The sequence below is a fragment of the Streptomyces sp. NPDC127092 genome (genome assembly GCF_042722475.1).
In the GTDB taxonomy this organism is placed as follows: domain Bacteria; phylum Actinomycetota; class Actinomycetes; order Streptomycetales; family Streptomycetaceae; genus Streptomyces.
On the sequence record NZ_JBHXFE010000038.1, the window covers coordinates 21,024 to 34,968 of the forward strand.

Here is a 13,945-nt window from a genome sequence, read left to right on the forward strand (position 1 = left end):
AGGGGGGACTCGGGGGGGTTGCGGGGTTGGGTAAGGGCTTTGCCAAGTGGGGGGAGTTGTCCAGGTTTTGTTGGTGTAGGGGTGGGTTGGGGTGGGACCGCCCCCGGGAACGGGTGTTGTGCCCCCGCCGTCCACCGCGCTAGCGTGCGGGCCGTGCGCCGCGAGAACCTTCCCCTGGCCCTCGTCCTGACCGGTCACCCGGACCGGGTCCCGGCCCTCCGCCTGGAGACGGCCGCGGACCGTCGGACACTGCTCCGCCAGAACGGCCGTCCCGTCCTCCTCGCCCGCCTCGACGCGGACCGCCACGGCGTCACCGTCCACCGCCGCCACGGCTACCGCTCGCCGGTGTCGCCCCTGCGCGCCGACGAGGCCCGGCACCGTTCCGACTGGCTGCACCGCATCGCGGGGGAACTGTCGGCCTCCGACCGCGGCCCCCTCCACGCCGGCCGCCTGCTCCTCACCCGGCGGTCCGGTTTCCCGCCGTACGTCTGGCACACCGACCTCGTCCGTGCCTGGCCGACCGTCCACCTCGACTGGGACCGTGACGGCTGGAACGGCGTCCTGCCGCTGCGCCCGCTCTCCGCTCCCGACAGCCCGCGCGTCAAGGCGTACCGCCGCCAGGCCCGCGAGGGCGTCCTGCCGCCCGTACTGCTGTGGTGGCTCCCCGAGTTCGACGGCTGGCTGATCCTGGACGGACACGACCGCGCGGTGGCGGCCCTCGCGGAGGGCCGGGACCCCGAGGCGGTGGTGCTGGCCCATGGCGCGGACGAGGAGACCAACGCCCTCGCCCGAGCCGGCGCCATCGAGGCCTACGAGCGGTGGCTGGCGCAACTGGGGCCCGGACAGGGCCCGGCGCGGCGGGCGGTGAGCCGGTCGTACGCCGAGGCGCTCGCCTCCGTCCCGTACGACGAGGACAGCACGCCCACCTGGCCGATTCCGGGTGGAGCCGCCGAATGGGACGCCTGGATGCTTCAATTCCGCCATGAACACGACCGCGACGAGCCACTCCGCCGCCACTGACATCGACGTCCTGCGGGTCTTCTGCGCGGGCGACGGCCGGTACGGCAACGCCCTCGGCGTCGTGCGCGACGGGCGCGCCTTCCCCGACGAGGCGGCCCGGCAGGCGCTCGCGAAGGAGCTCGGCTTCAGCGAGACCGTGTTCGTCGACGACCCCGAGCGCGGGACCGTCGACATCTACACGCCCGGAGTGCGCCTGCCCTTCGCCGGGCATCCGCTCGTCGGCGCGGCCTGGCTGCTCGACGTGGAGGTGGTCTGTCCGCCGGCCGGGGAGGTGTGGGTGCGCGGGGACGGGGAGTTCACCTGGATCGAGGCCCGCGCCGAGTGGGCGCCGCCGCGCACGCTGCGCCAGTACGGCTCCGCCGCCGAGGTCGACGCCCTCGACGTGCCGGAGCCCGGGGAGTGGATCTACGCCTGGGCCTGGGAGGAGGAGGCCGCCGGCCGGATCAGGGCGCGTGCCTTCCCCGGGCGCGGCGACGGCATCGACGAGGACGAGGCGACGGGCGCGGCGGCGCTGCTGCTCACCGCCGAACTGGGCCGCGCCCTCAACATCACCCAGGGCCTGGGCTCGCAGATGCTCACCGCGCCCGGCCCCGACGGCATCATCGAACTCGGCGGCCGGGTCCGCCTTGAGCGGACCCTGACCGTCTGAGTGTGCGTGAGTGCGTGAGCGTCAGGCGGCGCTGAGCGGGAACTCGTCCGACAGCTGACGGAACACCGCGCCGTTGAAGTCGAACGCGCGCTTGCACTCGTCGACGATCCGCTGCTTCTCCAGGTCGTCGGCGTTCACCGCGTCGAGCAGCTCCCGGTACGCCCGCTTGAAGGCGGCCGGGTTGGCGATGTCCTCGAAGACGTAGAACCGCACGCCGTCGCCCTTGCGCGTGAAGCCCCACGTGCGCTCGGCCTTGTCGCGGATGATCTGGCCGCCCGAGAGGTCGCCGAGGTAGCGGGTGTAGTGGTGCGCCACGTAGCCGGCCGGCCAGTCGCGGGCGCACTCGGCGATCCGCGCCGCATACGCCTCGGTGGCGGGCAGCGCGGTCGCGCCGGCGCGCCAGCCGGGCCCGCGCAGGTGGGCGAGGTCCTGCTCCAGGGCCTCCATGCGGAACAGCTCCGGCTGTATGAAGGGCCCGGCGACCGGGTCGGTCCGCAGGGTCTCCGCGCCGTCCTCGAGCGCCCGGTACACGAACCACAGCTGCTCCGTGTAGCGGGCGTAGGCGTCGACGGCCAGCCGTCCGCCGAGGAGGTCGCTCATGAACGACGACGACTCCGCTTCCGTGTGCTGTGCGTGCGAGGCGGTGCGGATGAGCGTCGAGAAGGGCGTGTCCAAGGCGTGCCTCCGGGACCGTCGGGACCGTAGGGGTCGGGAACCACTGCCGATCGTGCCGACTTAGGTATACCTAAGTCAATGGTTCCCGACGTCCTGTCGGTAAAAACGTACCCCTCGGAGGCGTCAGGGCAACGTGAGGATCTCGGCCCCGTTCTCCGTCACCACGAGCGTGTGCTCGAACTGCGCGGTCCGCTTCCGGTCCTTCGTCACCACGGTCCAGCCGTCGTCCCACATGTCGTACTCGTGCGTCCCGAGCGTCAGCATCGGCTCGATCGTGAACGTCATGCCCGGCTGCATCACCGTCGTGTGGTGCGGAGAGTCGTAGTGCGGAATGATCAGTCCGGAATGGAACGACGAGTTGATGCCGTGCCCGGTGAAGTCCCGCACCACGCCGTAGCCGAAGCGCTTGGCGTACGACTCGATGACCCGGCCGATCACGTTGACCTGGCGGCCCGGCCTGACCGCCTTGATGGCCCGGTTCAGCGACTCCCGGGTCCGCTCGACGAGCAGCCGGGACTCCTCGTCCACGTCGCCGCACAGGTACGTGGCGTTGTTGTCGCCGTGGACACCGCCGATGAACGCGGTCACGTCCAGGTTCACGATGTCGCCGTCCTTCAGGACGGTCGAGTCGGGGATGCCGTGGCAGATCACCTCGTTGACGGACGAGCACAGCGACTTCGGGAAGCCGCGGTAGCCGAGCGTGGAGGGGTAGGCGCCGTGGTCGCACAGGAACTCGTGGGCGACCCGGTCCAGCTCGTCCGTGGTGACGCCCGGCGCGATGTGCTTGGCGGCCTCCTCCATCGCCTGCGCGGCGAGGCGGCCGGCGACGCGCATCCGCTCGATCGTCTCGGCGTCCTGCACCTCAGGACCGGTGTACGGGGTGGGAGCGGGCTTTCCGACGTACTCGGGGCGGCGGATGGACCCGGGAACGGAACGGTGGGGGGACAGCTCCCCCGGAACGAGAAGCGACTGGCCAGACATGTCAGCGAGTCTAACGACCGCGTCTGGGGCAGCATGGTGACGGAGGAAGGAGCCGACATGGCCCTGTTCAAGAAGCGCACGTCGGGCAAGCCGGGCGAGTGGTACTACTGCCTGGAGCACAAGAAGGTCGAGGAGGGCCCCGAGTGCCCGGCCAAGAACCGCTTCGGCCCCTACACCAGCCGTGAGGAGGCCGCCCACGCCATGGAGACCGCCCGGGAGCGGAACCTGGAGTGGGACACCGACCCGCGCTGGCACGACAGGGCGGGCGGGGGACCGGTCGGCGACGAGGACCCGGGCGACCGGGACGGCTTCGGCCGCTAGGACTTGTCCGGGGGATCAGGGCCGCACAGGCCCTAGGCCGTTTCTGTGAAGCGGGCCTCGGCGAGGACGGTGCCGTCCGGGCCCAGCAGGCGGGCGCCGGTCACCGATCCGGGATCCACTCCGGAGACCGGCGCACCCCAGTAGCCGTAACCGCCCTTCAGCGGGAACGAGCCCACGGGCGTCGTCGACCCGTCGGCCGCCACGAGGACGCACCGCACCGGGCCGCCGGCGGCCCGTTCCAGGTCGACCGACATGTACACCCAGCCGCCGCCGGCCCCCGCGTGGGCGTAGAACCGGCCCACCTCACGGCCCTCGGCGAGCAGCGCGGCGTCCCGCAGCAGGGTTCCGTCCGTCCGCTCGGCCACCGCCGGCGCGCCCTGGACCGCCGTTCCGACCGCCCAGCCGCCGAAGCCGAAGGCCAGCGCGCCGGCGACGGCCGCCGCCGCGAGCCGCAGCCGCCGCCCACGGACGCGCCCCGCCCGCCGCGGCACCGGGGGCTCCGGCGCCACGGCCCGCACCACCCGGGTCTCGAAGCCGACCGGCGGCTCGGCCTCCGGCAGCAGCCCGAGCAGCCCGTCGCCGACCGCCGTCAGCTCCCGGACCCGCTTCCGGCAGTCCGGGCAGCCGTCCAGATGGGCCACCGCCTCGGCCCGCTCCCGGGCCGGCAGGACCCCGAGCGCCAGCTCCGCGACCCGCTCCCGCAGCCGCTCGCACTCCGCGCCGCTCACCGTCTCCCCTCCTCCCCGTCGTCCGGCTCCCTCTCCTCGCGCTCCCCTCGGCCGCCCCTTCCCGCTTCGCGCACTCCCTCTCCGGGCTCCCCTTCCTCCAGCAGCGCCCGCACCCTGAGCATCCCCGTCCTGATCCGCGTCTTGGCCGTGCCCAGCGGAATGCCCTCGACGGCGGCCACCTCCCGCGCCGTCATCCCGTAGATCCCCGCCATCACCAGCGCCCGGGCCTGACCCCGCGGCAGCGCCGCCACCGCCCGCCGCACCCGCCGCGCGCTCTCGTCGGCGAGCGCCCACCGCTCCGGCGTCTCGGTCACCAGGCCGAGGAGCGCGTCCAGGTCCTCCGGCGGGACCGGGCTGGCCCGTCGCGCCCGTGCCGCGTCGACCGCCAGGTTGTGGGCGACGGCCGTCAGCCACGTCCGTACCGAACCGCGCCGCGGGTCGTACACCGGGGCGTGCCGCCACGCCCGCTCGAAGGTCTGCTGGGCGATGTCCTCGGCGAGCTGGGGATCACGGACGACGGCGACGGCCACACCGAAGACGGTGCGCTGGAAACGGCGCACGAACGCGACCGCGATCTCCGGATCGCCCGTCGTCAGCCCGGAGAGCAGTGCCTCGTCGGACACCCGCCCGAGGGGCAGGCCTCCGAGGGGAAGGGCCATGCGCCGCATACCCGTGGATACGTTCCGTCGCCCCGAGGGGATTGCCTACGGCCATTGTCCGCCGCGTGTGCGCGGCAATCCGTTCCCGCGGCCGCGCCGTATCTCTTGTGGAGGACCGAACCATGACGTACTCACGCACCCCGCCCAGCCCCAGCCCCCGTACCCCACCCGGCCCGCAGGCTCCCCACACCCCGCGCAGCCCCGGCGCTCGACGCCGCCGCCGCGACCGCGTGGCGCTCGGCATGTCGGCCGCCGCCCTCACCGCCCTGCTGGCCGCCGCATGCGGCGGCGACGGAGACGGTGACGGCGGCGCCACCACCCCTCCGCCTCCGGCCGACACCACGGCCTCGACCCAGGTCGACGCCACGCTCTCCGACTTCCGCATCGCCTTCTCCCAGCAGACCTTCGAGCCCGGCGACTACACCTTCACCGCGAAGAACACCGGACAGCACGACCACGCCCTGGAGTTCGAGGGGCCCGGCGGCGAGAACCGCAGCGCGACCATCAGCCCCGGTGAGTCCACGACCCTGAAGGTGACCCTGGAGTCCGGCACCTACGAGGTCTACTGCCCCGTCGACGGCCACAAGGACGCGGGGATGAAGACCGAGATCACCGTGGGCGGCGGCACGAACGGCACGCCGGACCGGAGTCCCGGCACCGACAGTCCCGGCACCGGCTACTAGAGACGGCCGCGAGAACCGGCCACGGGGAGCTCGACATGGCTACGAGAAGGGCGGTGGCGACGGTGCTCCTGCGGGTGACGGCCGCGGGCCTGACCGCCGCGATGGCCGCGATCCACCTGCATCTGTGGGACTCCGGCTACCGGGACCTCGCCACCATCGGCGCGCTGTTCCTCTTCAACGGCGTCCTCGGCTGCGTCCTCGCCGTGGCGCTGCTCGTCACGCCCACGCGCTGGCTCGGACCGGTGGCCGCCGTGACGGCGCTGTTCACGGCGGGGACCCTGGGCGCGCTGTTCCTCAGCCTCACCACGGGCCTGTTCGGCTTCGAGGAGTCGCCGGACGCGGAGCTGGTGCGGCCCACGCTCGGCGTGGAGACGGCGGGAGTGGTCGTCCTGACCACGCTGGCGGTGGCCACGCTCAGCCACCACCACTTCCAGCACCTCCCGCACCCTCCGCACCTCCCGCACCTCCCGCACGAGCCGCACCGCGCTCACCCCCGCCGGCCTTCCGGACGGGAGGACGGCTCGTAAGGCGTGAGCGTCAGGCCGTCGCCGTCCGCGTCGCCGATTCCGGTGCCGTCGCCTGCTGCTGGGCCTTTCGGGCCAGCGCGTCCTCGTCCGTCTCGGCGTCGTACGCGAGGAGCTTCGGCAGGGCGAGGCAGAGCAGCCCGACCGACGCCACGCACGCGACGCCGCCCGACCAGATCGCCGGCCGGGTGCCGGTCCAGCCGGCCATCGTGCCCGCGCGGACCTGGCCGAGCTGCGGGCCGACGCTGTACGACAGGACCTCGATGCCCGCCAGGCGGCCCCGCAGCTCCTCCGGGATCGTCTGGTTCCAGATGGTCGAGCGCCCGAGCCCGCTCAGCATGTCGCCGGCGCCCGCGAACGCCAGGCACAGCAGCACCGCCCACACGTTCCCGAACCAGCCCGCCGCCGCGATCGCGAGCCCCCAGCCGGCCGCCCCCGCCGCCACCAGGACGCCGTGCCGCCGCACCTTCGAGGTCCAGCCGCTGGTGAGCCCGAGGAGCAGCGAGCCCACCGACCCGGCCGCGTACATCAGACCCAGCGACCATTCCGCGTCGAGGTCGTCCGCGAGGAACGGGAAGACCGTGTTGGGGAAGGCGAAGAACATCGCCGCCAGGTCGACGGCGTACGTCCCCAGCAGCACCGGCCGCGACCACGCGTACCGCGCGCCCTCCACGATCCCGCGGAGCGAGGGCTTGTCGGCGTCGTGCGCCGGCGGCGCGGGCGACAGCCGCCGGCACAGCAGCACCGACACCAGATAGCCCGCGACGGTCACGGCGTACGCGGCGGAGTGTCCCGCGTACGCCACGACCAGGCCCGCGAGCGAGGGCCCGGCGATGGAGCCGATCTGCCAGCGCAGCGAGTTGAGCGCGGCGGCGGCCGTCTGCTGCCCGTGCGGGACGATGCGGGAGAGGAGGGAGTCGAGCGCGGGCCGCTGGAGGCCGGAGAGCGCGGAGACACCGGCCGCGACGACGTACAGCGGCCACAGCACGGGCTCCGGCAGCAGCGCGTTCACGAACAGGATCAGGGCGAGCACGCCGAGGCCCGCCTCCGTCGCCAGGATCACCTTCCGCCGGTCGACGGCGTCCGCGAGCGCCCCGCCGTACAGCCCGAACACGACCAGCGGGACCAGCTCCACGACGCCCATGGCACCGACCGCGAACGGCGAGCCGGTCAGCTCCTTGATCTGCAGCGGCAGCGCCACCAGCGCCATGAACGAGGCGAAGACCGTGACGGCGCCCTGCACCCAGAGCAGCCGGAAGTCGGCCGAGGAGCGCCAGGGCGCGAGATCGGGGAGGAGGCGGGCGAGGCGTTTCACGACGTGCCATGCTCGGCACGGTCCGCGCCCCCGGCAACCGATTTACGCGGGGCGGCGAGGGCCGCACCCGTCACCAGCGCGCCGGCGGCGGGGCCGTCAGCTGGTCGGCGAGGCGCGAGAGGCGGTCGCGGAAGCGGAGGCGGCCGCGCGGGGCGGGCGGCAGGCAGTTCTCGCCGGTCGCCGCGCTCACCAGGTGCTGCACCGTGTCCAGGTCGACCTCGGCGTCCGGCGCCACCGTCAGCGCCTCGTGCGCCAGACCGAGCAGCTCGGCGTCGCCACCGTCCAGCGACAGGACCGTCGCGCCCGCCCGGCGGGCGTCGTGGACCCGTTCGAGCAGCCCTTCGTCCGGCCGGGACGGCGCCACCATGAGCAGCGTCGCCCCGCGCCCCGCCGACTCGATCCGCCCGAGCCCGACGGCCAGGTGCGCCGGGTCACCGGCCCGCACCCGGTGCCGCACCAGGGTCGGGGCCAGCTCGGGGCGGCCCGACCAGGCGGACTCGTCGACCAGGTGCGCGGCCAGGTGCCACGGCTCGTACTCCGCCGTGCCGACGAGCAGCAGCCCGCCGCCGTGGGAGACGACGGAGGACCGGAGCGAGCCCGCGAAGCGCCGGGCGGCGGCCGGCCACTCGGTCCCGGCGAGCACTTCACGCAGCAGCGCGACACGTACGGCGTCCATGGCCCCGCATGCTGCCCGCCCGGCCCGCCGCGCGCAGCCCCTTCGCGGCGGACTCACCCGGACGGGGACCACCGGGCCGACCGGCCAGTAATGTCGAGGCCATGACTTCCTCCACGACTGCACCGCAGGCCCCGAAGGACCCCTGGGACCTGCCCGACGTCTCCGGACTCGTCGTCGGCGTCCTCGGCGGCACCGGCGACCAGGGCCGGGGGCTCGCCTACCGGCTCGCCAAGGCCGGCCAGAAGGTGATCATCGGCTCGCGCGCCGCCGACCGCGCCCGGGCCGCGGCCGACGAGCTGGGCCTCGGCGTCGAGGGCGCCGACAACGCCGAGTGCGCGCGGCGCAGCGACATCGTGATCGTCGCCGTGCCGTGGGACGGCCACGCCAAGACGCTGGAGGCGCTGCGCGAGGAGCTCGCGGGCAAGCTCGTCGTGGACTGCGTCAACCCGCTCGGCTTCGACAAGAAGGGCGCCTACGCGCTCAAGCCGGAGGAGGGCTCGGCCGCCGAGCAGGCCGCCGCGCTGCTCCCGGACTCGCGGGTCACGGCCGCCTTCCACCACCTGTCGGCGGTCCTCCTCCAGGACGCCTCGATCGACGAGATCGACACCGACGTGATGGTCCTCGGCGAGGTCCGCGCCGACGTGGAGCTCGTCCAGGCCCTGGCCGGCCGCATCCCGGGCATGCGCGGCGTCTTCGCGGGCCGGCTGCGCAACGCCCACCAGGTCGAGTCGCTGGTCGCCAACCTGATCTCGGTGAACCGCCGCTACAGGGCCCACGCGGGCCTGCGCGTCACGGACGTCTGAGCCGTACGCCCCGGCCGGCCCCGGCGCGGGGCGGGGCATGGGGGACACTGGACGGGCACCATCAGCCGTACCCGGACAGGAGCCGACCCCCATGCCCCGTCTCGCCCTCTACGCCCTCGCCGTCTGCGTCCTCGCGGTCGTGGCCGCCGTCGTCTCCTTCGCCCAGGGCAGCTGGCTGGGAGTGGTGTGGGTCCTGTTCGCCGGCCTGTCCTCGAACATGGCGTGGTTCTACGTCAAGCGCGCCCGCATGACCCAGGACTAGGCGTGCTCTTCCGGATCAGGGCCTAGGGGGTGTCTCGCCGATCATGCCGGGCTCGCGACGCCTGGCACCGCGCCTCGCCGCGTTGCCGAAGCGCCCCGATAGCTCCGCTATCGAGCCACTCCGGCGCCTTGCGATGCGTCCCCTCGGCCCTGGCGGGCCTGGGGAGACCCCATGCACCAGACGCCGCTCCCTGATCCGGCCTGATCGGCGAGACACCCCCTAGCCGACCCCGCAGACGTCCGGCGCCCCGCCCTGCCAGAAGCGGTACATCTCGGAGCCGCAGGCGCGGGACAGCTCCGGCACGTCCAGGGCCCGCATCAGCGCGTCGACGCCGTCGAAGAAGGCGCCGTTGACCGCCGGGACGAAGAGCAGCGCGATGACGACGAAGAAGCCGTACGGCGCGTAGGGCTCGATCTGCCGCTTGACGTTGTACGAGAGCCAGGGCTCGATCACGCCGTAGCCGTCCAGGCCCGGCACCGGCAGCAGGTTCAGGATCGCCGCCGTGACCTGGAGGAACGCCAGGAAGGCGAGCGCGTACTGGAAGGCGGTCGGCACGCCGTCGAGCGCGCCGAGCCAGAACGGCGCCGTGCAGACCACGGCGAACAGGACGTTCGCGAGCGGCCCGGCCACCGAGATCAGGCTGTGCTTCCAGCGGCCGTGCACCCGGCCGCGGTCGACGAAGACGGCGCCGCCGGGAAGACCGATGCCGCCCAGGATCACGAAGAGCACCGGCAGGATGACGCTCAGGACCGCGTGGGTGTACGCGAGCGGGTTGAGCGTCAGATAGCCCCGGGCGCCGATCGTGATGTCCCCGCTGTGCAGGGCGGTGCGGGCGTGGGCGTACTCGTGGAGGCAGAGCGACACGATCCACGCCGCGGTCACGAAGAGGAACACCGCGAGCCCGGGCAGCGCGGCGAAGTCCGTCCACACGGCCCAGCCGGTGACGGCCATCACCGCGAGGATCGCCAGGAAGACGGGGCTGATCCGCCGCTCGTCGTGGCGATGGGTGGTCGTGGACATGGAGCTTCTCCCCGGGGCTGCGGTCCGCCGGCCGGTCGGCCGCGTGTGCGGGAAACGTACCGGCCCGGCTCCGGGGTTCCGGCCCCGGCCCCCCGCACGGGCGGCCAGGGGCCGCGCCACTCGCACCGGCGGTCCGGCTCTCGCCCCAGCCGCGCCGGCGGTCCGCGCGGAGCCCCGTGCGCCCGGACGGGCGGCCCGTGCGCCGGGCGCGGGCGGGCTCGCGGAGAATGGGGGCGTGCGCTATTCCGTCCTCGGGGCCGCTGGGGCTCACACGTCAGAAGGCACCGTCACCGTCGGCGGGCCGCGGGTGCGTGCGCTGCTCACCGTCCTCGCGCTGCGGGCCGGCCGGGCGGTGCCCGTGGGCGTGCTCGTGGACGAGGTGTGGGGCGGCGAGCCGCCCGCCGACGCGGTGGCCGCGCTGCAGGCACTCGTCGGACGACTGCGCAGGGCCCTCGGGCACGAGCGGGTGCTGTCCACCGAGGGCGGTTACCGGCTCGCGGCCGCGCCCGACGACGTCGACGCGCACCGCTTCGCACGGCTCGCGGCCGAGGGCGTACGGGAACTGGACGCGGGGCGGCCGAAGCGGGCGGCCGAGCTGCTGGACGAGGCGCTGGCCCTGTGGAAGGGGCCGGCGCTCGCGGATCTGCCCGACGGCGCGGCCGAGGCCGCCCGTTGGGAGGCGCGCCGGCTCGACGCCCGCCGGGCCAGGCTGGCCGCCGCGCTCGCGCTCGGCGAGGCGGCCGCCGTGCTGCCCGAGCTCGACGCCCTGTGTGCCGGGCATCCGCTCGACGAGCCCCTTCAGGCCCTGCGGATCCGCGCCCTGCGGGACACGGGCCGTCCGTCGGAGGCGCTCGCCGCCTACGAAGCGGTGCGGCGCGAGCTGGCCGAGCGGCTCGGCGCGGACCCGTCTCCGGAACTGCGGGCCCTGCACGCCGAGTTGCTGGCGGGCGCAGCGCCGGCCGTTCGTCCTCACGCCGCCCCTCCGGGCTCCGTGACCGGCTCCGCGACCGGCCCGGCGACGGGCTCCGCTCCCCTCGTGGGGAACCTGCGTGCCCGGCTCACCAGCTTCGTCGGTCGCGAGGACGACATCTCCGCCCTCCAGGACGCCCTGCGGTCCGGCCGGCTCGTCACGCTCCTCGGGCCCGGCGGCGCCGGCAAGACCCGGCTCTCGCAGGAGGCCGCCGAGCGGGCCGGCGCCGGCGGGGGATGGCCCGACGGCGTGTGGCTCGTCGAACTCGCCCCCGTCACCGACCCGGAGGCCGTCACCGAGGCCGTCCTCGGCGCGCTCGGCGCCCGCGAGACCGTGCTGCGCGGCGCGGGCGCCGAGGAACTGCGCATCGGCGAGGAGCCCACGGGCCGGCTCGTCGAACACTGCGCCGGCCGCCGGATGCTGCTCCTGCTCGACAACTGCGAGCACGTGATCGGCGCGGCCGCCGGGCTGGCGGAGACGCTGCTCGCCCGCTGCCCCGGCGTGACCGTGCTCGCGACGAGCCGGGAGCCGCTGGGCGTGCCGGGCGAGGTGCTGCGCCCGGTGGGACCGCTGCCGCCGGAGACCGCCCTCCGTCTCCTCGGCGAGCGCGGCGCCGCCGTGCGGCCCGGCTTCGAGGTGGAGGAGGACCCGGAGGCGGCGGCCGAGATCGTGCGCCGTCTCGACGGTCTGCCCCTGGCGATCGAACTCGCGGCGGCCCGGCTGCGGATGCTGACGGCCCGCCAGATCGCCGACCGCCTGGACGACCGGTTCCGGCTGCTCACCTCCGGCGCCCGCACCGTCCTGCCGCGCCAGCAGACCCTGCGCGCGGTCGTCGACTGGTCCTGGGACCTCCTCGACGAGCCCGAACGCGCGGTGCTGCGCCGCCTGTCGGTCTTCACGGGCGGCTGCGACCTGGAGGCCGCCGAGGCCGTCTGCGGCGAGCCCGCCCAGGGCCCCGCCGGCCCCGGCGCGGGCCCCGCCGGACCCGAGGTGCTCGACGTCCTCGGGTCCCTCGTCGACAAGTCGCTCGTCGTCGCCGCCCCCGACGGTGGTCCCGGGGGCGGCGGCATGCGCTACCGGCTCCTGGAGACCGTCGCCGAGTACGCGGGGGAGCGGCTCGACGAGGCCGGGGACCGGGCGGCCACCGAGCGCCGGCACCTCACGTACTACCGGGAGCTCGCCCGGCTCACCGACCCCGAGCTGCGGACCGGACGACAGGTCGCCGCCATGGGCCGGTTCACCGTCGAGTACGGCAACCTGCGCACGGCCCTGCGGCGGGCGGTCGCCGCACGCGACGAGCACGAGGCCCTGCTGCTCGTCCACGCGCTGCTCTGGTACTGGAACATGCGGGACCTGCGCTCCGACGCCCTGCACTGGGCCGAGGCCGTCGCCGCGCTCGGGCCCGACCCGTTCGGACCGGACGCGGGCGCGGTCGTCCCGCTGCACGAGCCGGTCACCGCCGCGCCGCCGCCGCTGGACGAGGAGCGGCTCTGGGAGGCCCGGCGCGGGGTGCGGCTGGTCGAGCTGCTCAACATGGACCACCAGACCGGCCGGTGGACCACCCCGGAGGGCGTCGCGCGGCTGCGGCGGATCACCTCCGTCTACGCCCCGGGCCTGCCGCAGACCTGCCGGCTGCCCGGCTCCTTCAGCGTCTTCGCCGTCCTGCTCATCGCCGAACCCGGCCGCATGGGCGAGGCCCTGGACGCCCATGTCGCCGCCTGCCGCCGCTACGGCTACGACTGGGAGCTCGGCAACGCCCTCCAGCTGCGCGCCAACATGCGCGCCAACCGGGCCGACCTGGCCGAGAGCGCGGCCGCCGACGCCGAGGAGAGCCTGGAGATCTTCGTACGCCTCGACGACGCCTGGGGCGCGGCCGAGGCCCTGTCCTCGCGGGCCGAGGCCCGGGAGCGGCGGCTCGAGTTCCAGGGCGCGGCGGAGGACTTCGCGGCGGCCATCGAGTACGCGCGGCGGATCGGCGCCCAGTCCCAGATGGCGCTGCTGCGCGCCCGTTACGCCGACATGCTGATCGAGACCGGCCGGAAGGACGAGGCGGAGCGCATCCTGCGCGAGGTCGTCGAGGGCGAGCACGGCCGCGGTCACGAGCCGATGCTCGCGGCCCGGATCTTCCTCGCGCTGCTGCTCGGCCGGACCGGCCGCACCGCCGAGGCGCGGGTCCATCTCCACCGGCTCCTCGACGAGTTCAGCTCGGAGACCTTCTCCCTCTTCGAGGGCTTCACGCTCGGCAGCCTGGGCTGGGTGTACAACCTCGACGAGGAGTACGGCCCGGCGTTCGAGCTGTCCCGGAGGGCGTACCGACGGTCCCTCGGCGCGCTGTCGATGATGGTGGCCCCGGCGATGCCGGCGATCCACCTCGTCAGCGCCGCGTGGGCACTGGCCGGACTCGGAGGCCCCGGGGCCCGTACGGCGGCCGTCCTGCTCGGCGCGTACGAGGCACTGCTGCCGCCCGCTCACCAGGCGCCTCCGCTCGAGCGGGAGAACGTGGCGCGGGCCACCGCGCTGACCCGGGCGGCGCTCGGCGACGACACCGTGTTCGAGGCCGCGTACGCCGAGGGCGGCGGCCTCTCCCTGGAGGAGGCCGCCGCCCTGCTCGAACGCGCCGACGCGATCTGAGGCGCGCCGAGTACCGTTCCCCCGCGTC

Annotated in this window: 15 protein-coding genes; 8 read left to right on the plus strand and 7 right to left on the minus strand. The window is 74.6% G+C overall.

Annotated elements, in window-relative coordinates; translation table 11 throughout:
- Positions 1-153 precede the first annotated feature (153 nt).
- Complete coding sequence (locus ACFWJO_RS27425) at positions 154-1,020, plus strand: hypothetical protein (RefSeq protein ID WP_386869274.1); 867 nt, start codon at positions 154-156, stop codon at positions 1,018-1,020.
- Complete coding sequence (locus ACFWJO_RS27430; RefSeq protein ID WP_386869276.1) at positions 983-1,669, plus strand: PhzF family phenazine biosynthesis protein; 687 nt, start codon at positions 983-985, stop codon at positions 1,667-1,669. Before ACFWJO_RS27425 ends, ACFWJO_RS27430 begins: the two co-directional genes overlap by 38 nt.
- A 21-nt stretch (positions 1,670-1,690) precedes the next feature.
- Here ACFWJO_RS27430 and ACFWJO_RS27435 read toward each other — a convergent pair whose 3' ends face one another.
- Both ACFWJO_RS27435 and map read right to left on the minus strand, forming a co-directional pair.
- Positions 1,691-2,344, minus strand: coding sequence for a heme oxygenase (biliverdin-producing) (locus tag ACFWJO_RS27435; RefSeq protein ID WP_386869278.1), 654 nt, complete (start codon positions 2,342-2,344; stop codon positions 1,691-1,693).
- Positions 2,345-2,467: 123 nt separating this feature from the next.
- A complete protein-coding gene (gene map, locus ACFWJO_RS27440) occupies positions 2,468-3,325 on the minus strand; it encodes a type I methionyl aminopeptidase (protein ID WP_384413844.1) in 858 nt (285 codons plus the stop codon).
- Between the two features lie 57 nt (positions 3,326-3,382).
- Between map and ACFWJO_RS27445 the strand changes: the two genes are divergently transcribed.
- Complete coding sequence (locus ACFWJO_RS27445; RefSeq protein WP_386869280.1) at positions 3,383-3,646, plus strand: hypothetical protein; 264 nt, start codon at positions 3,383-3,385, stop codon at positions 3,644-3,646.
- A 32-nt stretch (positions 3,647-3,678) separates the two neighbouring features.
- Here the strand turns inward: ACFWJO_RS27445 and ACFWJO_RS27450 are convergent, their stop codons facing one another.
- Positions 3,679-4,374: a zf-HC2 domain-containing protein gene (locus ACFWJO_RS27450; RefSeq protein ID WP_386869282.1), complete on the minus strand. Its 696-nt coding sequence runs from the start codon at positions 4,372-4,374 to the stop codon at positions 3,679-3,681.
- On the minus strand, positions 4,371-5,042 hold the full coding sequence (locus ACFWJO_RS27455) for an RNA polymerase sigma factor (protein ID WP_386869284.1): 672 nt from the start codon (positions 5,040-5,042) through the stop codon (positions 4,371-4,373). The genes ACFWJO_RS27450 and ACFWJO_RS27455 overlap by 4 nt, the downstream gene beginning before the upstream one ends.
- Before the next feature lie 113 nt (positions 5,043-5,155).
- Between ACFWJO_RS27455 and ACFWJO_RS27460 the strand changes: the two genes are divergently transcribed.
- Positions 5,156-5,716: a plastocyanin/azurin family copper-binding protein gene (locus ACFWJO_RS27460; RefSeq protein ID WP_386869286.1), complete on the plus strand. Its 561-nt coding sequence runs from the start codon at positions 5,156-5,158 to the stop codon at positions 5,714-5,716.
- A 35-nt stretch (positions 5,717-5,751) separates the two neighbouring features.
- Positions 5,752-6,243, plus strand: coding sequence for a hypothetical protein (locus tag ACFWJO_RS27465; protein WP_386869288.1), 492 nt, complete (start codon positions 5,752-5,754; stop codon positions 6,241-6,243).
- 10 nt (positions 6,244-6,253) lie between these two features.
- Here the strand turns inward: ACFWJO_RS27465 and ACFWJO_RS27470 are convergent, their stop codons facing one another.
- Both ACFWJO_RS27470 and ACFWJO_RS27475 read right to left on the minus strand, forming a co-directional pair.
- Positions 6,254-7,555 carry an MFS transporter gene (locus ACFWJO_RS27470; RefSeq protein WP_386869290.1) on the minus strand — a complete coding sequence of 434 codons (1,302 nt, stop codon included), beginning with the start codon at positions 7,553-7,555 and terminating at the stop codon, positions 6,254-6,256.
- A 70-nt stretch (positions 7,556-7,625) separates the two neighbouring features.
- On the minus strand, positions 7,626-8,231 hold the full coding sequence (locus ACFWJO_RS27475; protein ID WP_386869292.1) for a hypothetical protein: 606 nt from the start codon (positions 8,229-8,231) through the stop codon (positions 7,626-7,628).
- A gap of 101 nt (positions 8,232-8,332) precedes the next feature.
- Here ACFWJO_RS27475 and npdG point away from each other — a divergent pair, with 101 nt between their 5' ends.
- A complete protein-coding gene (npdG, locus tag ACFWJO_RS27480; protein WP_386869294.1) occupies positions 8,333-9,034 on the plus strand; it encodes an NADPH-dependent F420 reductase in 702 nt (233 codons plus the stop codon).
- A gap of 37 nt (positions 9,035-9,071) precedes the next feature.
- The gene (locus tag ACFWJO_RS27485) at positions 9,072-9,296 is read left to right on the plus strand and encodes a hypothetical protein (protein ID WP_384413817.1); all 225 of its coding nucleotides are present in this window, start codon (positions 9,072-9,074) and stop codon (positions 9,294-9,296) included.
- Positions 9,297-9,515: 219 nt separating this feature from the next.
- Here the strand turns inward: ACFWJO_RS27485 and ACFWJO_RS27490 are convergent, their stop codons facing one another.
- The gene (locus ACFWJO_RS27490; RefSeq protein WP_386869296.1) at positions 9,516-10,316 is read right to left on the minus strand and encodes a site-2 protease family protein; all 801 of its coding nucleotides are present in this window, start codon (positions 10,314-10,316) and stop codon (positions 9,516-9,518) included.
- Between the two features lie 235 nt (positions 10,317-10,551).
- Here ACFWJO_RS27490 and ACFWJO_RS27495 point away from each other — a divergent pair, with 235 nt between their 5' ends.
- Positions 10,552-13,917, plus strand: a complete 3,366-nt coding sequence (locus ACFWJO_RS27495; RefSeq protein ID WP_386869298.1) for a BTAD domain-containing putative transcriptional regulator — start codon at positions 10,552-10,554, stop codon at positions 13,915-13,917.
- Positions 13,918-13,945 lie beyond the last annotated feature (28 nt).